This window comes from Intrasporangium sp., assembly GCF_040414665.1.
Classification (GTDB): domain Bacteria; phylum Actinomycetota; class Actinomycetes; order Actinomycetales; family Dermatophilaceae; genus Intrasporangium.
The window spans coordinates 32,040-49,939 of sequence record NZ_JBEDUL010000165.1; the positions used below are offsets into that span (position 1 = coordinate 32,040).

The 17,900-nt window shown below is 68.9% G+C and carries 16 protein-coding genes; 6 read left to right on the forward strand and 10 right to left on the reverse strand.

Annotation, left to right across the window (positions count from 1 at the left end):
- Window positions 1-150: 150 nt before the first annotated feature.
- The 5 genes from ABF401_RS17495 to ABF401_RS17515 form a co-directional block, all read right to left on the reverse strand.
- Window positions 151-2,250: a CapA family protein gene (locus ABF401_RS17495; protein WP_353510862.1), complete on the reverse strand. Its 2,100-nt coding sequence runs from the start codon at window positions 2,248-2,250 to the stop codon at window positions 151-153.
- Window positions 2,247-3,266, reverse strand: coding sequence for a poly-gamma-glutamate biosynthesis protein PgsC/CapC (locus tag ABF401_RS17500; protein ID WP_353510863.1), 1,020 nt, complete (start codon window positions 3,264-3,266; stop codon window positions 2,247-2,249). The genes ABF401_RS17495 and ABF401_RS17500 overlap by 4 nt, the downstream gene beginning before the upstream one ends.
- Complete coding sequence (gene pgsB, locus ABF401_RS17505) at window positions 3,263-4,594, reverse strand: poly-gamma-glutamate synthase PgsB (RefSeq protein WP_353510864.1); 1,332 nt, start codon at window positions 4,592-4,594, stop codon at window positions 3,263-3,265. Before pgsB ends, ABF401_RS17500 begins: the two co-directional genes overlap by 4 nt.
- Window positions 4,591-5,463 carry a hypothetical protein gene (locus tag ABF401_RS17510; protein WP_353510865.1) on the reverse strand — a complete coding sequence of 291 codons (873 nt, stop codon included), beginning with the start codon at window positions 5,461-5,463 and terminating at the stop codon, window positions 4,591-4,593. The genes pgsB and ABF401_RS17510 overlap by 4 nt, the downstream gene beginning before the upstream one ends.
- A gap of 127 nt (window positions 5,464-5,590) precedes the next feature.
- Complete coding sequence (locus ABF401_RS17515) at window positions 5,591-6,748, reverse strand: hypothetical protein (RefSeq protein WP_353510866.1); 1,158 nt, start codon at window positions 6,746-6,748, stop codon at window positions 5,591-5,593.
- A 200-nt stretch (window positions 6,749-6,948) separates the two neighbouring features.
- On the opposite strand from ABF401_RS17515, the gene ABF401_RS17520 reads away from it, so the two are divergent.
- From ABF401_RS17520 to ABF401_RS17545, 6 genes are all read left to right on the forward strand, one after another.
- On the forward strand, window positions 6,949-7,995 hold the full coding sequence (locus ABF401_RS17520; protein ID WP_353510867.1) for an NlpC/P60 family protein: 1,047 nt from the start codon (window positions 6,949-6,951) through the stop codon (window positions 7,993-7,995).
- 134 nt (window positions 7,996-8,129) lie between these two features.
- Window positions 8,130-8,285 carry a hypothetical protein gene (locus ABF401_RS17525; protein ID WP_353510868.1) on the forward strand — a complete coding sequence of 52 codons (156 nt, stop codon included), beginning with the start codon at window positions 8,130-8,132 and terminating at the stop codon, window positions 8,283-8,285.
- A 128-nt stretch (window positions 8,286-8,413) separates the two neighbouring features.
- The gene (locus ABF401_RS17530; RefSeq protein WP_353510869.1) at window positions 8,414-8,887 is read left to right on the forward strand and encodes an NAD(P)H-dependent oxidoreductase subunit E; all 474 of its coding nucleotides are present in this window, start codon (window positions 8,414-8,416) and stop codon (window positions 8,885-8,887) included.
- Window positions 8,884-10,422, forward strand: a complete 1,539-nt coding sequence (locus ABF401_RS17535) for a formate dehydrogenase beta subunit (RefSeq protein ID WP_353510870.1) — start codon at window positions 8,884-8,886, stop codon at window positions 10,420-10,422. The genes ABF401_RS17530 and ABF401_RS17535 overlap by 4 nt, the downstream gene beginning before the upstream one ends.
- Window positions 10,419-13,283, forward strand: a complete 2,865-nt coding sequence (gene fdhF / locus ABF401_RS17540) for a formate dehydrogenase subunit alpha (protein ID WP_353510871.1) — start codon at window positions 10,419-10,421, stop codon at window positions 13,281-13,283. Before ABF401_RS17535 ends, fdhF begins: the two co-directional genes overlap by 4 nt.
- A complete protein-coding gene (locus ABF401_RS17545; protein ID WP_353510872.1) occupies window positions 13,280-13,513 on the forward strand; it encodes a formate dehydrogenase subunit delta in 234 nt (77 codons plus the stop codon). The genes fdhF and ABF401_RS17545 overlap by 4 nt, the downstream gene beginning before the upstream one ends.
- Window positions 13,514-13,823: 310 nt before the next feature.
- Here ABF401_RS17545 and lpdA read toward each other — a convergent pair whose 3' ends face one another.
- The 5 genes from lpdA to ABF401_RS17570 form a co-directional block, all read right to left on the reverse strand.
- Complete coding sequence (lpdA, locus tag ABF401_RS17550; protein ID WP_353510873.1) at window positions 13,824-15,221, reverse strand: dihydrolipoyl dehydrogenase; 1,398 nt, start codon at window positions 15,219-15,221, stop codon at window positions 13,824-13,826.
- A 79-nt stretch (window positions 15,222-15,300) separates the two neighbouring features.
- Window positions 15,301-16,443 carry an FUSC family protein gene (locus ABF401_RS17555; RefSeq protein ID WP_353510874.1) on the reverse strand — a complete coding sequence of 381 codons (1,143 nt, stop codon included), beginning with the start codon at window positions 16,441-16,443 and terminating at the stop codon, window positions 15,301-15,303.
- Window positions 16,444-16,504: 61 nt separating this feature from the next.
- A complete protein-coding gene (gene ndk, locus ABF401_RS17560) occupies window positions 16,505-16,927 on the reverse strand; it encodes a nucleoside-diphosphate kinase (RefSeq protein WP_353510875.1) in 423 nt (140 codons plus the stop codon).
- Entirely contained in the window at window positions 16,924-17,337 is a 414-nt protein-coding gene (locus tag ABF401_RS17565) for a DUF4233 domain-containing protein (protein WP_353510876.1), read from the reverse strand. Before ABF401_RS17565 ends, ndk begins: the two co-directional genes overlap by 4 nt.
- 18 nt (window positions 17,338-17,355) lie before the next feature.
- Window positions 17,356-17,802 (reverse strand): hypothetical protein, encoded by a 447-nt coding sequence (locus ABF401_RS17570; RefSeq protein WP_353510877.1) that lies wholly within the window; start codon window positions 17,800-17,802, stop codon window positions 17,356-17,358.
- Between the last annotated feature and the right edge of the window lie 98 nt (window positions 17,803-17,900).

Here is a 17,900-nt window from a genome sequence, read left to right on the forward strand (position 1 = left end):
TGTTGCGCGGTGCTCCAGGGCATGTCCACCTGGGCGCTCTCTGTCCGCGGCCGGTCAAACGGCATCGCCAAGCGTAACAGCGGGCCTCCCCCGTTCCCTAATCGACGACCAGCAGGCCCATGGGGAGCCCCGCCGGGCTCATCCGGGCACTCACCTGACGAGCGGGGAGCTGCCCGCCGGGGCACCGCCGTCCGAGCGGAACGTCACGGTGCCGTTGCGGAGCCCGTCGACGACGTCGTAGCGACGACCCGACCGGCCCTGAGGGGCCCAGTCGATGAGACTCACGTCATCGATGGCGAGCCGACGGATCGTCTGTCCGCCCTCGGGGGCGTCGAGCACGATGAAGACCTGCGCGGCAACGGCCTTGCGGGGAGCCGTGAGGTCGAACCGCACCCGCTGGCAGCTCCCCTGCGACCAGGCTCCCGTGGGCAGTTCCAGCCTCGAGCTCTTGATCGTGCTCGGGCCGCCCATGTCGTCATACCAGTGAACCTCGAGGCGGCTCCCCTCGGACGCCTGGCGGACGTTGGCGACCAGCGAGAGCTTCTGCCCCTGGACGACCGGAGACCGGTGATCCGGGGACATCACCGCCGTCTCCAGGCTGAGTGGCGTACGTGCCAGCTGGACCCCACGGCCGGACGGATGGCACGACGCGTCGCCGCTCACTGCGGCGTACTTGCCTGGGGACCAGCCTGGGATCGTTCCCTCGGACGCTCCGACGACGGTCGGCTCGAAGGAGCCCGTGCCGAAGAGCAGGTCGGTGCCCGCCCTCACCTGGTCCTTGAGATCAGGGGCTGGTGCGAGCCACCAGCTGGGACTGATGCGCCGGATCTCGTCCTTGGCCAGCTCCGCCTTGGCCGTGGTCGGGGGTTTCGCGCCGGCGAAGGGAACCGCCGCGGCGTGAGGCTGCAGCACCGCCCCGCCCTCGACCCAGCCAGAGGCGATGCGAGCCACCGACTCGGCCAGCGCTCCGACCGCGGGCCGGGGGCGGTAGTCATCGATGAGGATGGGATCGATGTCGGCCCTGACCAGCTGCGCACCTGGGGCTGCGCCCTTGGGACTGAACCGGGCATCGACGCGCAGCAGATAGGAGGGCAGCGTCGACCAGAGGTCCTGGTCGAAGGCGAGGTTGCCGAGAGACTCCGCGAACAGGCTGGGGCCGGTGCGCACGAGCCCGCCGACAACGTGCGGATGGCTGCCCACCACGAGTTGGGCCCCGGCCTGTTTCGCCGTCTGGGCGAGATCACGGACCTCGCGGGTCTGCGAGCGCCGGTACTCCACGCCGCCATGGATGGTCACAACGACGAGCGGTGCTGCCTGCCGTGCCTTGTGGACCGCCGCCGTGAGCAGTGCGGGATCGCACTCCGCCGCGCCGCCGTGCCGGGCTTCGGCGACGTACGAGGTTCCGGAGTGCCGACCGTCGACCGTGGTGCAGCCGACAAAGGCGACGCGGTTCCCCCGTACCGTCAGGATCGCGGGTTTCCACGCCTCCGCCACGGTCGGCCCAGCGCCGAAGTGCTTGACGCCGGCTGCGTCGAGCGCGGCGATCGTGCTCTTCAGCCCCGCGCCGAGTCCGTCGAAGGTGTGGTTGTTGCTCAGTGACACGACCTCGACCCCGGCGTCGGCGAGGGCTCTGGCCGACGCGGTCGAACTGGTGATGACGAGGTCCTTGGTCGGGTGCAGGCCCTTCGGGCGTTTGCCGACGCCGTTCCACGGGTCCGTGACCAGGGCGGTCTCCAGGTTGACGACGGTGAGGTCCGCGTCGTCGAGGATCGGGTCGATCCCGGACAGGAGGCCGGCGATGTCATTGGGCGTCGCACCGGGCTTGAGGATGGGGCCGTGGCCGGCCACGTTGGCGTAGTACCGGCGGCCGAACATCACGTCACCACCAAACCTCAGCGAGACGGTCTCGTCCGGCTTGCCAGTCAGTCGCAGGTCCGTTGCGGAGCCGGGCTCCGCCGCCACACTCCTCGGCAGGTGTCCTTCCGCCGAAGCGGTCACCACGGCCGCGGCGGTGTGCTCCAGCGAGAAGCGGCCGTCGCTGCCCGTCGTCACCCGGTTGGCGCCGAGCCACACTTCTGCCCCGGCGAGCGCGGCGCCGTCCTCGCTGCGCACGACCCCCGTGATCAGCGATCGCGGGTCGGCCGCCTCCACCGGCGACTCGGCCAGCTGGGCGACGACCGTGACGGAGAGCGCCACGGCCACGGTCGCGAAGGCGGGCAGCGCAAGGCTCACCGGGGAACGCCGGGTCATGAGAGAGCTCCTGCCCCGGCGAGCCCCGCCGCGATGAGGTTGGTCAAGCCGAACACACCGAGCCCGACGAGGACGGTGCCCCAGATCGTGCGCTCCCAACCCTGCCGCTGGGCGTCGTTGGCGATGAGCGAGGGGACGATGAGCGTGGCCACGGTGAGGCCGAGCCACGGCACGTACTGGCCGTGGGTGACCCACTGGATGGCGAGATCGGCGCTCCAGCCCACGAGGGCTCCCACGAGGATCATCGCGGACACCTTCCTGCGGCCGAAGAGCAGGAGCCGCGGCATCATCAGCTTGACGACGACGAACCAGGTCACCGCAGCGACGGCGGCGGTGAACAGCAGGTCGCCCCACCGGGGACTGACCAGTGCGAGGTAGGCACCCGTGATGAAACCGCCGGAGCGGATCCCGAGCCGCCCGTGAACGAGGATCCCGACGAGGACGCTGAGGGCCACGGCGACGATGAGCAGCTCGCGGGGGTAGCCGAGCGTGGCTGACAGCTGGGCGGCCTCGACCGGCTTGTTGCCGGGCAGGATCGCCAGGATGCTGGACACGACGTAGGCGAAGGCGATGAGGATCCCCGTGGTCGCCAGAATGGCAAGCATCGTCCGCCTCGGGCGCTGCCGAGCCATATCGTGGGCGATGATCCCGGGGACGAGGAACCCGATTCCGGCCAGTGCGAGCAGCGCTGGGTCGAGCCCCCCCAGCGCATGCGCCACCAGCGTGCACGCCATGATGAGGGTCAGGCCGACGAGCACCTCGGCGTCGAACTTGCGCCGGCCATAGAGGATCCACCGGGCGCCGAGCCCCTTGGTGACGATGAGATGCGTGACGTACCCCACGCCCAGGGTCACGGCGACGGCGAGGGGGCGCACGGCCGACAGCGCGAGGTAGGCCGGGACGATCGATCCGCCGGTCGTCAGCTGCGCCCTCTCATAGAAGACGACGCTGATCATCACACCGACGACGATCGTGAGGCGGACGACGTCAGGAGAGAGCACGTAGGCATTGCTCATCGGTCGGACCGCCTCGTCGTCACGGGCACCCGACGCGATGCGAGGCGATGCAGACGGGCGGTGCCCGCAGGAGCCCGGTGAGGTCGACTCGCCTCCAGGATCTCGTCGAAGACCTCCTCGCCGTCGTGCTCGGCGAAGTGCTCCAGCAGCAGCTCCGCCTGATGCGTGTGGATGTTGACCATTCCGATCAGCACGCCCGACTGCCCCGGGATGAGGTCGGCGATCCCGTCGAGCAGCTCGTCCAGAGTCGGCTTGACGTCGTCTCCGAAGCTGTGGATCCGCGATGCCGGGTAGCCGCCCTCGACCATCGTCCGGGTGACCTGCGACTCGTAGGCACCGAGGGTGATGACGTGATCCAGCTGGGGCGCAAGGTCGTGAGGCACCATCTGGGCGAAGAGCTCCGCGCGCCGTCCTCGGTCGGTCCGGTTGTTGAGCAGGGCGACGACCGTCCCGTCCTTCGGGAAGTACGGGGCAAGCGTCCGGAAGGAGCCGATCACGCTCTCCCGGTCGTTCGCCGCGAACAGCGGGATCCAGAGGACCTGCTTGTCGCGAACGGGGTACCACTTGAGGCGGACGACTCCGACGTCCGGGACGGACTTCCACATGCCCTCGATCGCACGCTGGCGAGGAATGCCGAGCAGGCGCGCCACCTCGAGGCCGATGGCGACGTTCTCCTTGAACTGCACGTAGTCGAAACCAGCCATGTCCTCGTCGCTGACGGTGAGCGGGTCGGCGTGCACCAGACGCGAGCCGAGAACGGCTGCGTTGTCCTCCAACCGCTGCCGAAGATGAGCCCGGTCCTCTGCGGTGATGAGCACGCCGTTCCTCGGGATGGTGGCGGACAGTGAGTCGGCGATCTCCTCGAGGGTCTCCCCCATCTCCTCCTGGTGGTCCTCACGGACGTTGGTGATGATGGTGATGTCCGAGCGCACCATGAAGTCCTGGGAGTACTTCTGGTAGAGCGGTCGCACCGCCATGCACTCGATGACGATGGCCTCCACCTCGCTCGTGACGTGCGCGGCGACGACGTCGATCTGTTCGTTGATCGTCGGAGCGCCGCGCCGGATGATCGGCGTCTCCTCGCCCATGGGGCCGATGACGCGCGCAGCCGAACCAGTGGTCTTGGCCACCGTGACGAACCCGCCCTCCCGGAGGACGCCCGCGACGAGACGAGTGACCGACGACTTGCCCCGGATGCCGTTGACGTGGATCCGCACGTCGAGCTGGTCCAGCCGTCGTTGGTGCTGACGCACAGCGGTGGCCCAGTGCGTGACGATTCCGGCAGCCGCGAGCAGGAGGATCCCGAGGCAGACAAACGACGTGATCATGCCGAGAGCTGGCCTTGGGCAGTGCCTCCGGACAGCAGCTCCAGCGCCTCGTCCACGAGTCCATCGGCCCGACCGTCAGCGCCACTCGCCGAGACGAACGCTGTCCGCAGAGCGAGGTGATCGGCTACGAACTGTCGGCTTCGGTCCAGCGGTCCGGAGAACGTCGCGGCACTGGCGGCGAGGGCGATACGTCCCAGCGCCTCCATGCCTGCCACCGCGTCCGTCGACGGCATGATGACCGCGAGGGTTCGCTCGTCAAGGACGAAGACGACATCCAGCTGGGCGGTGACCGACTCGACGTTGCGAGCGACGGCACGTCGAGCCGCTGCGACGGCTGGATCCTCATCGACGTCGGACGCATAGGCGAGCGGGCTGGACTCGACCAGGGCCAGGGACAGTGGCTCCCCGGTGCGGTGGAATCGCCCGAGCTCCTCCTCGAGGCGGAACATTCCCACGTCGGTGCTGAGCACCCCGAGGGCGCTGGACGCCGGTGAGATCGTGCCGACGACAGGCCTGGCCACGTGGTCGAGCGAGGTTCTCAGGTGTTCACCCAGGATGCCCACGACCCACGCCGCGACGATCACCGTCAGGACCTCGGCTCCGATGACGAAGAACTCACGCGCAGCGAAGTCGCCGCTCAGCCTCTTGAGCACGATGAGCCCTGCCGCACCGACCAGTCCGATGACGACGCCGAGGTAGCCGTCGCGCGCCAGCGATGCCCCCATGGCGGCCAGGATCACGACGGCGAGCATGATGCGACCCACGCCGGTCTCGACGCCGACGAGGACACCCGCGCCGAAGACCGCGATGACGGCCATCGTGAAGCGGGGCCGGAACTCAGTCCAGGCCGTCGTTGCTCGGTCCGACACGGTCGTCACCCCCTCGGAGGCGCCACTTCGCCAGCGCGAAGACAACGGCGAAGAGTGCTGAGGCGACGAGACCAGAGATGAGCTCCCCAGCCCACGGAGCGGCGGCTTGATCAAGAACGTGCACGCGTCACCCCAGATCCACCGGCCAGGACAGCACGATGCGGGTGCCCACGGGGGAGGCCACGGCGTAGATCCCCGGGCCGACCAGTCGCGTCTCGGTACCCGTGACGGAAAGGCTCACGCCAACCCCTCGCCCTGCGCCACGTGGGGAGCGATCGGTGTCGACGCGGCCGGCCGCCGCTCGGCTCAGGTCAGTGAGACCGAGGGAGGCACCTCGAACGTCGATGGTCACCTCTGCGACAACGGTTCCTTCGAGGCTCGCCGTGTCGGCACCGCGCGTGGCCACCACGGCGGCTACGTCTTCCGGTCCGACGACGGCGAGGGCGGCGCTGACGGTACGAACCACGGCGGTGTGGGCCTCCCTCGGAGCTCCCTCGACGGGCAGCGGGCTCTCTGCGCCGTAGACCTGCGGCGCCGGAACGCCCTGCAGACGAGCGGCATCGCCGGCGGCCTGCTCCACCACGGCCACGAGGTCGAACCTGTCCGGGCTCGCGCCCAGCGGGCCGGCAGCACGGATGGAACTACGGAGCCGGCCGGCCAGCGTGGCGGCCCGCTCGAGCAGGGTGCCTGCCTCGCCGGCCCGTCGCTGGATCGTGGCGTCTGCAGCGCCGCGACCGGCATCCACGAGTGCCTGGAGTCGACCCGTGTTGACGCACCTCTCCAGATCCGTCGCGGCCTGGGCAATCGCGTTCGCGGCGGACAAGCGCTCCATGCTGCTCGCGCGAGCGGAGAGCAGGTCGGCGACCGACAGCAGATGACGTACGTCGTCGTCAGTCCAGTCCCTGAGCACTCGGTCGAAGACGGCAACCAGGCCGCACGCCTTGCCCGCTGAGTCCCGCACCGGCACGAGGACGGCTGAGGCGAGGCCCTCCAGGTCCCAGGTGGACAGTCCCGCGGTCGCCGCATGGTCCGCGAGGTCGTAGGCGATGACCGGGAAAGTGATCCGGGCAAGGAGCGTGGAAAGCAGGTGGGTGGCCACCGGCCCCTCAGGCGAGGGGCGGTCGATCTCTTCCCTGGGCCACCAACGGGTGCTGTCGGGGCCGAGGGAGGCAACCGCCAGTCGGCTGCCCGGAAGCGCGGCTGCTGCGCGGGCGCACGAGGCGAGCAGATCCGCGTCCGGGGCGGGTCTCGGGTGAGCGCGCAGGGACCGGTAGGTGTCCGTCACTGTTCCTCTGTCCGGGTAGGGGCCGGGTGGTCAGATGTGACCAGGCTTCCCCCAAGCGGCAGGCCGCCGTCGACTGTACCAGCCCAGATGGTGCCGACGCGTTCACGCCACAGGCTGCTGGTAGCCTCGACGCTGTCCTGTGCCTTGGCCCAGTTGGCTCAGTTCTGCACCTACTCACTGGCTCCTGAGGAAAAGCACGCGTGCACCACTCGACGAAACGCCACCCCCGCGCGGGGCGGTCGCGCCAACTTCGGTCCGTTGCCGTCGCCTTGGCCGCTGTGCTCGGGCTGGGCGCCTGCGCCACGGATCCAGCCGCGCTCCACGTGTCTGACTCGGCGCACAACACGACGGGCGCTGAAGGCGTCAGCGATGCCCCCGCGGCGGAGCTGGTCTACGAACGTCTGTCCGACCCGCCTCGGACGGTGGTCAAGGACGGTTCCGGACAGGTGGTCGCGACGTTCACGGACGGCGCCCGCACGGTGGTTGTCACCGGACCGGAGCGGACGTTCGAGGAGCCGACGGCCACCGAGGCGACGGTGACCACGACCAACTGGGTGCGGCTGGCGCCGAGAGAGTGGTCAAAGGGTGCGGAACGGGATGACTGGTTCCAACCCTGGTTCGACGCCATCCGTCAGAGCAAGGCGAAGGACGTGCTGGGCATCGCCTTCGAGTACGTCCAGGGTGCCCCGGACGGCAAGAAGGACGGTCTGCGCATCAAGGGTGACGCCTCGTTCGGACCCCCGAACAAGACGGGGTCGGGCCGACTCGAGGCGAACGACTTCTACGACTACCTCGGCATCGACTGGAGGTTTCCCGATGTGGGGCTCGAGCGTGCCGAGGCCCGACGTTACGGTTCGCTCGACTGCTCCGGCTACTGGCGCATGGTGCTGGGGTACCGGATGGGGCTGAAGCTGCGTGGCTCGAACGACGCCGGCCCGGGGCTCCCGCGACGTGCCTACGCCATCGCCAAGCATGGCCCCGGAGTGGTCGTGGTGCCCGACAAGGGACGCACCGCAACCGACTACGACGCACTCCAGATCGGAGATCTGGTCTTTTTCCAGACTGAGAACGGCGGGGTGCTCGACCACATGGGGATGTACCTCGGAATCGACTCATTCGGGCGGCACCGGTTCCTCTCCAGCCGGGCTGGCGCGAACGGTCCGACGATGGGCGACATCATGGGGACGTCCGTGCTCGACGACGACGGCTTCTACTCCCGCGGTTGGTACACCGCACGCCGCCTCTGAGGGCAGGCGCCGTATGCCGCTGGGCTGGCTTCCACGGACCTGTGACCTGGGTGGCCGGCTCAGTGTTTGTACGCGTGAGAGCGCGGGTACGTGCTCGGTGCTCGGGGCAATTACTCAAAGGAGCGAAGCACCACATGATCATCCTTGGAATCATCCTGCTGCTGATCGGATGGCTGGCCAGCATCAGTATTCTCACGACGATCGGCATCATCCTGATCATCATCGGTGTGGTGCTGTGGATCCTGGGAGCCACGGGTCGCGCGGTTGGCGGACGCAAGTACTGGTACTAAGCGCGCCGAGGCTCGCCCATCGAGAAACGCCCCCGCTACGCGGGGGCGTTTCCGCGTCTGGAGAGGCTTGCGGTGCCTTTTGCGACGGACCTTCATAGACTCGGAAGGAACCCAACGACGGGAGCACGATGACGCGCGCGACGAGCCCGGAGAGCGGGCTGGATCTCCAACGGACCGAGACGGTTCGGCGGCTGGCCGAGCAGCATGCCGACGAACGCGGGCCCCTGATGGTCGTGCTGCACGCCGTCCAGTCCGAGCTCGGCCACATCGGGCGCAGTGACGTCGAGGCGATCGCCGACGTGCTCAACCTGTCGATTGCCGATGTCCACGGCGTCGTGTCCTTCTACAAGGACTTCCGCACCGAGTCTTCTGCGGAGCACACCGTCCACCTGTGCCGGGCCGAGGCCTGTCAGTCCGTCGGCGCGGAGACGCTGTACGCCGACGCGCGGCGTGAGTTCGCAGGCCGGGGGGACGTCGAGGTGGACGAGGTCTTCTGCCTCGGCAACTGTGCGCTCGGCCCCTCCGGGATGATCGACGGCCGCCTCCACGGTCGGCTCTCGCCAGAGCGACTGCTCGGTCTCACGCGGGGGTGGACGCGATGAGCACCACGCGCGACGTCACGGTGTACGTGCCCGGCGACTCAAGTGCGGTCGCCGTCGGGGCGGACGAGGTTGCCGCAGCACTTGAGGACTACGCCGGCGTCGACGTGGTGCGCACGGGCTCCCGGGGGATGCTCTGGCTCGAGCCGCTCGTGGAGGTGGAGACACCCCACGGCCGAGTCGGGTACCCGAACGTCACCCCGGGTGTTGTGGTCGGGCTGGTGGACGAGGGGATGCTCTCCGGGGCGGCGATCGGTGGGTCGATCGGCGTCGTGGACGAGCACCCGTGGCTCTCCCGGCAGCGACGGATCTCCTTTGCGCGAGTCGGGGTCATCGAGCCGACGAGCATCGCCGACTACGAGGCGCATGGTGGGTGGGCCGGGCTGCGCAGGGCACTCGAGCTCGATCCGGCGACGGTGGTGGAGGAGGTCACCGCGTCCGGCCTGCGTGGCCGTGGTGGTGCCGGGTTCCCCACCGGGGTGAAGTGGCGCACGGTCCTCGAGTCGTCGGCCGACCTGAAGTTCGTGTGCTGCAACCTCGACGAGGGCGACAGTGGGACTTTTGCCGATCGGATGCTCGCCGAGGGCGACCCCTTCACGCTCATCGAGGGGATGCTCATCACTGCGCATGCGGTCGGCGCGCGGGAGGGTTACATCTACTGCCGGTCCGAGTACCCGGCCGCGGCGGCGGTGCTCCGCAGAGCCATCGACGTCGCCTACGCCCACGGGTGGCTCGGCGAGCGCATCCAGGGCAGCGAGCTATCGTTCGACCTCTTCGTTCGCCTCGGCGCCGGGGCCTACATCTGCGGCGAGGAGACCTCGATGCTCGAATCGCTCGAGGGCCGACGTGGCGAGGTGCGGGCCAAGCCACCGATCCCGGCCATCGACGGGCTGTTCGGCCGGCCGACGGTCGTCAACAACGTGCTCACCTTCGCCGCAGTCCCGATGATCCTCGCCGATGGCGGCGCGGCGTACGCGGCGCTCGGCTCCGGGCGCTCGCGCGGCACGCAGGTCTTCCAGCTCGCTGGCAACATTCGGCAGGGCGGCATCGTCGAGACCGACTTCGGGGTGTCGCTGCGTGAGCTCGTCCACGACTTCGGCGGCGGCACGTTGTCCGGCCGGCCGGTGCGGGCGGTGCAGGTCGGTGGGCCGCTGGGTGCCTATCTCCCCGCGGACCGCCTCGACGTGGCGATGGACTACGAGGCCCTCCTCGAGGCCGGTGGCATGCTCGGGCACGGCGGGATCGTCGTCTTCGACGACACGTTCGACGCAGCGCGGATGGCCCGGTTCGCCATGGAGTTCTGCGCCAAGGAGTCCTGCGGCAAGTGCACGCCGTGTCGCGTCGGCTCGGTCCGCGGCGTCGAGACGATCGACCGCATCATCGCCGGGACCGACCGGGAGCGGAATCTGCTTCTCCTCGACGACCTGTGCACCACGATGACGAAAGGGTCGCTCTGTGCCATGGGCGGCCTCACCCCGATGCCGGTGCAGAGCGCGATCCGGCACTTCGCGGAGGACTTCGACAGGAGGACCCCATGACCACGTCCCAGGCGTCCCGCGCGTCCTATGCGTCCCATGGGATGGACCCGTACTCCCCCGAGCCGGACTACGGCACTCCCCCCGTCAGCGGCGCGCCCACGGCGCACGTCACCATCGACGACATCGGCATCGACGTCGCGCCCGGGACCTCGGTCCTTCGCGCGGCCTCGGAGGCGGGCATCGCGATCCCGAAGCTGTGTGCGACAGACTCCCTCAAGGCCTTCGGCTCGTGTCGGCTGTGCCTCGTCGAGGTCGAGGGCGGCAAGGGGACGCCGGCCTCGTGCACGACACCCTGCGTCGACGGCATGGTCGTATCGACGCAGAGCGAGCAGGTGCGCGACCTGCGTCGTGGGGTCATGGAGCTCTACCTGTCCGACCATCCGACCGACTGTCCTGGGTGCGCCCGCGGGAACTGCGAGATGCAAGGGTTGGCGCGGCAGGTCGGCGTGGCCGAGGTGCGCTACGGCCTCGACGTGGCAAACCACCTGTCCGATCCCGTTGATGTGTCGAACCCGTACTTCGCCTACGACCCGAAGGCGTGCATCGTGTGTTCGCGCTGCGTCCGGGCCTGTTCGGAGGTCCAAGGGACGTTCGCCCTCACCGTCGAGGGACGCGGCTTCGACTCTCGCGTATCGGCGGGCGGAGCGAGGAGCTTCCTAGATTCGGAGTGTGTCTCATGCGGCGCCTGCGTGCAGGCATGTCCGACCGACGCCTTGACTGAGAAGTCCGTCATCGAGCTGGGCATGCCGACTCGGTCCGTCGACACGACCTGCGCCTATTGCGGCGTGGGCTGCTCCTTCCGGGCCGAGGTGCAAGGCACGGGCGAGAAGACCCGAGTGGTCCGGATGATGCCGAGCAAGGCAGGGGGCGCGAACGAGGGCCACTCGTGCGTCAAAGGTCGCTTCGCCTATGGATACGCCTCGCACCGTGACCGACAGCTCGCGCCGATGGTCCGCGACTCGATCCACGATGACTGGCGCACCACATCGTGGGACGAGGCGATCGAGCGGATCGCCTCCGGATTCAAGGACATCCAAGCGCGGCACGGCGTCGGGTCCATCGGCGGCATCTCGTCTTCGCGCTGCACGAACGAGGAGGTCTACGTCGTCCAGAAGATGGTGCGAGCCGCCTTCCGCAACAACAACATCGACACGTGCGCGCGGGTGTGCCACTCACCCACCGGGTATGGCCTCAACCAGACGTTCGGGACGTCGGCCGGCACTCAGGACTTCGCCTCCGTCGAGCACTGTGACGTCATGCTGCTCATCGGGGCCAACCCGACGGACGCGCACCCCGTTTTCGCGTCGCGAATGAAGCGGCGCCTCAGAGAAGGCGCGCGGATCATCGTCGCCGACCCCCGTCGTATCGATCTCGTCCGATCACCGCACGTGGAGGCGACGCACCACCTGCCGCTTCTCCCTGGGAGCAACGTCGCCTTCATCAACGCGATGGCACACGCCATCGTCACAGAGGGACTGCACGACGAGGAGTATCTGCGCTCGCGGTGCGAGAACGTCGACGAGTACCTCGCCTTCATCGTCGGCGAGGAGAACTCTCCCGAAGCGACCGCCGCTGCGACGGGAATCGACCCGGCGGAGTTGCGCGCTGCTGCACGGCTGTACGCCGCGGGACCGAACTCCGCGATCTACTACGGGCTCGGTGTCACCGAGCACAGTCAGGGCTCGACGATGGTCATGGGCCTGGCCAACCTGGCCATGATCACGGGCAACGTCGGGCGGGAAGGGGTCGGCGTCAACCCGCTCCGCGGACAGAACAACGTGCAGGGCTCCTGCGACATGGGCTCCTTCCCGCACGAGCTGCCGGGCTACCGCCACATCGGGCTCGACGACGTCCGCAACATCTACGAGTCGATGTGGGGCCTCCCGCTCGACCCTGAGCCGGGGCTACGGATCCCCAACATGTTCGACGCCGCAATTGGCGGCTCGTTCAAGGGCCTCTACGTCCAGGGAGAGGACATCGCCCAGTCCGATCCCAACCTCAACCACGTGCGCGAGGCGCTGACCTCGATGGAGCTCGTCGTGGTGCAGGACCTCTTCCTCAACGAGACCGCGAAGTACGCGCACGTCTTCCTCCCGGGCACGTCCTTCCTCGAGAAGGACGGTACGTTCACCAACGCCGAGCGGCGCCTCAACCGAGTCCGCCCGGTGCTCCAGAGCCGCACCGGCAAGGACGAGTGGGAGATCGTCTGCGACATCGCCACTGCCATGGGATTCCCCATGTCGTACCCCGATGCGGCGGCCATCATGGATGAGATCGCCGCGACGACTCCCACCTTCGCCGGCATCTCCTTCGCCCGCCTCGACTCCGAGGGAAGCATGCAGTGGCCGTGCAACGACGGGGCACCGCTCGGCACGCCCACGATGCACGTCGGCGAGTTCGTCCGTGGCAAGGGCAGACTCATCCCGACGGTCTACGTCCCGACTACCGAGACGACGAGCCGCCGCTATCCGCTCATCCTGACGACCGGTCGCATTCTGACCCAGTACAACGTCGGAGCACAGACCCGGCGGACGGCCAACGAGACGTGGCATCCCGAGGACGTCCTCGAGATCCACCCGGCGGACGCCGAGGTGAGGGGCATCCGAAGCGGCGACCGGGTCGAGCTGACCAGCCGGGTCGGGACGACGACTCTGCACGCGGTCGTCTCCGAGCGAATGCAGCCGGGCGTCGTCTACACGACCTTCCACCACCCCGTCACGGGCGCGAACGTCGTCACGACCGAGAACTCGGACTGGGCCACGAACTGCCCGGAGTACAAGGTCACCGCGGTCCAGGTCGGCGTCGCCAATGCCGGCGACGAGGCGCTCGCCCACGCCGCCGAGGCGGTGGGGTCGCGGTGACCGCACACCTGCCGCCCGAGATTCGCCTGGGCAACGACATCTGCCGCGCCTTCCGTCATCTTCCGGACGAGGCGGCGACGGCAGCGGTCGCGGGACACCTGGCCCGGTTCTGGGATCCCCGGATGCGTCGCGCGATCACCGAGCGGGTCAGAGAAGGACACCCGGACGTCGACCCCCTGCTCGCGCAAGCCGTCGGGACCCACCTCGAGGACGACCGCACTCCGGCCTGATCAGGCGCAAACTGCACACTCGACCCAGAGGGGACGAGGGCCGACCGCACTTCCCGGTCGACTGTGCAGTTCGCGCCGTGTCGACCCCTTGGTCGACTGTGCACTCGGCGCTGTGTCGACCCCCTCGGTCGACTGTGCAGTTCGCGCCAGGCGGCAATGCGTCACGAAGTGCACACTCGAGGAGGACCCAGCCCGACGCGAAGTGCACACTCGAGGAGGACCCAGCCCGACGCCGACTCAGCCCCGCTCGGAACTGAACTCGAAGCGGGACGAGCCCAGCGGCATACGGCAGGGGCGTTTGTCGTGTGCCTCAGAGGTTGATCATGTGGCCGGCGATTCCCTCGATGGCCTCCTTCATCGCCTCGCTGAGCGTGGGGTGCGCGAACACGTTGCGCGCGACCTCGTCGGCGGTGAGGTCCCACATCTGGGCGAGGGTGAGCGCGGGCAGCAGCTCAGTGACCTCGGGGCCGATCAGGTGCGCGCCGAGGAGCTCGTTGTGCTCGGCGTCCGCGACGATCTTGACGAAGCCCACGCCCTCGGCCATCCCGCGGGCCTTGCCGTTGGCGGAGAACGGGAAGGCTGCGGTCTTGACGTCGTAGCCCTTCTCCCGGGCCTGCGCCTCGGAGTATCCGAACGAGGCAATCTGGGGCTGGCAGAAGGTCGCTCGCGGGATCATGTCGTAGTTGAGCTCCATGGTCTCGGCATCGCCGATCGTCTCCGCCGCCACGACGCCCATCGCCTCGGCCGTGTGCGCCAGCATCAGCTTGCCGGTGACGTCACCGATCGCGAAGACGTTCGGCACACTCGTGCGGCACCGCCCATCGACCTCGATGGCACCGCGGTCGGTCATCGTGAGCCCAAGGCTCTCGAGGCCATAGCCCTCGATGCGCGGAGCGAAGCCGAACGCGGCGAGGAACTTGTCCGCCTCGAGGACCTGCTCGTCGCCCCCTCCTGCCGGCGTCACCGTGACGCGCACGCCGGAGCCGGTGTCCTCGACGTTCTGGACCGCCGTGGAGAGCATGACCTTGACGCCGAGCTTCTTGTACTGCTTGAGCAGTTCCTTGGACACGTCCGCGTCCTCGGTCGGCACCATGCGGTCGAGGAACTCGACGATCGTCACGTCCACACCGAAGTTGGTGAGCACGTAGGCGAACTCGACGCCGATGGCGCCGGAGCCACCGATGACGATCGAGCCGGGGAGGTTCGCGTCGAGGATCTGCTCCTCGTAGGTGACGACATTCGGGCTGACCTGCATGCCGGGGAGCATTCGCACCGTGGCCCCGGTGCCGATGATGAGGTTGTCGAAGCTGATGGTGCGTGAGGAGCCATCATTGAGAGCCACGTCCATCGAGGTCGCGCTGGTGATCGCGCCCCAGCCGTCGACCTCCTCGATCTTGTTCTTCTTCATCAGGTAGTGCACGCCCTTGGCGCTCGCGTCGGCGACGCCGCGGCTGCGCGAATGGGTCGTGGCGTACGACATCGTCGCGTCACCCTCGATCCCGAAGGTCTTCTTCTCGTGCGTGATGATGTGGGCGATCTCCGCGTTGCGCAGGAGTGCCTTGCTGGGAATGCAGCCGACGTTGAGGCAGACGCCGCCCCAGTACCGCTTCTCCACGACCGCAACCTTCTTGCCGAGCTGGGCCGCGCGGATCGCCGCGACGTAGCCTCCGGGTCCGGCACCGAGCACAACGACATCGAAATCAGCCATGGCGACAGCCTATCGGGGCTGGCGTGCCGGCCATGGCGCCGTCCGGGTCGGCTCGACCGGCTGCTCGCGCCACGCACTCTCACTCACGGGGACGCTCACGCGGCAGGGCGGCTATCGCCTCGTCGACATCGAGGCCAGTGACCTGGAGCAGGTCGACGACGACGGAACGAAGCTGCGCCAGGACGGTTTCCGTGACGAGGTTGTCGGTGCGCGGCAGGGACGACGTCGCGATCGCCGCCTCGAGGACCGCCTTCCTGGCGATGTCGGGACTCGCGTTCTCTCGCAGGGCGCGGGCGATGACGTCGGTTGCATCGGCCAGCTGGCCGATCACCTCGCGATATCCGGGCGGCAGGTCATCGCCCCGGCCCACCACCGCGGTGACCTTGCGAATCAGCACGCGGGTGCTGCGCATGGCCAGGTCCAACGGTTCGATGAGATCGGCCATCTTGCGGATGCCGGGGGCCTGCTTCCGCGAGAACGGCGAGCTGTGCAGGACGGAGAGCCCCTCGTCGGCGGCCGTCGTCAGCTCCCGAAGCAGCGCCTCCGTCTCGCGGGCCGAGGCGAGCACTTGCGCGGCGGCTTCCACGTCCCGGTCGTCGGCGCTCGCCGCGGCGCGCCGGAGCAGCTCGCTGATCTTGCGGGCGACCTCTGACGCCGCGACCCGCGGGCGGCGCAGTGGCGCTTGCGGGGCAATGCTGGCGGCGACGAGAGCCACGCCTCCGCCGATGAGGGCGTCGGTCCAGCGCGTGAACGCCTGCCCCGGAGTCGGCGCCAGTGCGGCCACGACGATCCCCTGAACGCCCGCCTGCATGACGAGGACTGGGCTGCCGCCGACGAGCAGGGCCAGGCTCATCGCGACGATGACGACGGCGGAGATCTGCCAGCCACCGGTCCCGGCAATGCTGACGAAGAGGTCAGCGGTGAAGACACCGACGGCCACGCCGATGGCCACCTCGATGACGCGGCGGAGGCGCTGGCCGTAGGAGATGCCGAGGCAGACCACGGCGACGATGGGCGCGAAGAACGGTGTGGCGTGCGCGAAGACCTCGCTCGCCACCCACCAGGCGACACCGGCGGCCAGGGCGCTCTGGACGAGCAGGAAGGCCCGCGAGCGCACCCGGCCGATGCGGCTGGCGATCCCCATGCGGCTGCGATCCCAGGCCCGGTCGAGCGCGTCGATGACCCGAGCGTCTGATCTCAGGTAGTCGTCCACGAGAGACATCCTCGGGCATCGACGCACCAGCCGTCCCGGCGCAGCACGCCGAAACGCCGGCCCGACTGCCTCAGAGAGCCGGGAACCAGATGCCGATCTCTCGCTCGGCGGACTCGGGCGAGTCGGAGCCGTGGACGATGTTCTGCTGGACCTTGAGCCCCCAGTCACGGCCGAGGTCGCCCCGGATCGTTCCCGGTGCGGCGTCGGTGGGGTTCGTGGCGCCCGCCAGCGACCGGAAGCCCTTGACGCAGTCCTGCCCCTCGATGACCGCAGCGGCGACCGGCCCGGAGCTCATGAACTCGACAAGCGGCTCATAGAACGGCTTGCCCTCGTGCTCCGCGTAGTGGACGGCGAGCTGCTCGCGGGTGGGGGTCAGGATCGAGAGCGCCACGAGCGAGTAGCCCTTGGACTCGATGCGCCGCAGGACCTCCCCGGTGAGCCGGCGCTGGAAACCGTCGGGTTTGACGAGGACGAGGGATCGTTCGATGGTCACTCCTCCACCCTATCGGCGGGCTCCTCGGCGCCTCCGAGCCGATCGGCCTGCGCCTCGTCGATGCGAGAGCCCATGATGAGGAAGGCGATCCACATGGCGAGGAAGATCAGTCCGACGACGAGCATCGCCGACACGACCAGGGCGCTCGCAAGGGTCAGCACCTGGACGATCCAGCCGAGGGTGACGCCGTAGGGCCGGCGCATCAGCGCCGCGGCGACGAGGCTGAGGACGGCAAGGCCGCTGCCGACGATGAGATAGGTCGTCGAGAGCCCCCAGTCCGGACCCGTCGCGGCGACGGCGCGGGCGACGAGAGCGCCGAAGAAGACGCTGATGGACTGGCCGAAGAGCACGGCGGCGAGCATCCGCCTCGTGAAAGGGCCGGTCGTGCCGTAGAGGGACAGGCGGTGCATCGCGCGGGTCTCAGACTCTCAGTAGTTCTGCGTCGTGTCCCACGACCGGATGATCGCCTGCGCCTCCGAGTCGCTGGCGCCGGTCGCCTCGGCATAGAGGGCCATGGCGTCCTCCCGTCGTCCGGCCACCACCAGGTCGCTGATCCGGGCCCGGGCCTCGGCGGTGAGCCGTCCCTCGGACCACGATGCGGCAGCGTCCCGCACGCCGGGACCCTGGCCCGGCACGAACCACGAGTCGACCGCCCGCTTGGCGTCGGCCAGGGGCGCACCCGTGGCCTCGCGGTAGATCTTGATCGCGTTGATCTTGTGACCGGCGCTGATCTCCCGGCTGACCTTGGTGCGCACGGCGTCGGTGAGGCCGATGTACCGCTCCTCGCGGTCCCGCCGGCCGAAGATCCGCCCGTAGAGGACGGCGACGACCACGACGATGGCCAGGATGACGACGAGCTTCACCGCGGGGTGCATGGCGGACAGGGTACGTGAGCCGGGACCGTCGCCAGACATATGTCCGTATGCCGCTGAGCTCGCTCCGTGCCAACGGAACCTCCCAGCCCTCCCGCCCT

Coding starts and splice junctions, on each gene's coding strand:
- ABF401_RS17565 (WP_353510876.1), bottom strand. CDS start 17,337: ATGCACCGCCTGTCCCTCTACGGCACGACCGGCCCTTTCACGAGGCGG.
- ABF401_RS17555 (WP_353510874.1), bottom strand. CDS start 16,443: ATGTCTCTCGTGGACGACTACCTGAGATCAGACGCTCGGGTCATCGAC.
- ABF401_RS17525 (WP_353510868.1), top strand. CDS start 8,130: ATGATCATCCTTGGAATCATCCTGCTGCTGATCGGATGGCTGGCCAGC.
- fdhF (WP_353510871.1), top strand. CDS start 10,419: ATGACCACGTCCCAGGCGTCCCGCGCGTCCTATGCGTCCCATGGGATG.
- ABF401_RS17495 (WP_353510862.1), bottom strand. CDS start 2,250: ATGACCCGGCGTTCCCCGGTGAGCCTTGCGCTGCCCGCCTTCGCGACC.
- ABF401_RS17530 (WP_353510869.1), top strand. CDS start 8,414: ATGACGCGCGCGACGAGCCCGGAGAGCGGGCTGGATCTCCAACGGACC.
- lpdA (WP_353510873.1), bottom strand. CDS start 15,221: ATGGCTGATTTCGATGTCGTTGTGCTCGGTGCCGGACCCGGAGGCTAC.
- ABF401_RS17535 (WP_353510870.1), top strand. CDS start 8,884: ATGAGCACCACGCGCGACGTCACGGTGTACGTGCCCGGCGACTCAAGT.
- ABF401_RS17500 (WP_353510863.1), bottom strand. CDS start 3,266: ATGAGCAATGCCTACGTGCTCTCTCCTGACGTCGTCCGCCTCACGATC.
- ABF401_RS17570 (WP_353510877.1), bottom strand. CDS start 17,802: ATGCACCCCGCGGTGAAGCTCGTCGTCATCCTGGCCATCGTCGTGGTC.
- pgsB (WP_353510864.1), bottom strand. CDS start 4,594: ATGATCACGTCGTTTGTCTGCCTCGGGATCCTCCTGCTCGCGGCTGCC.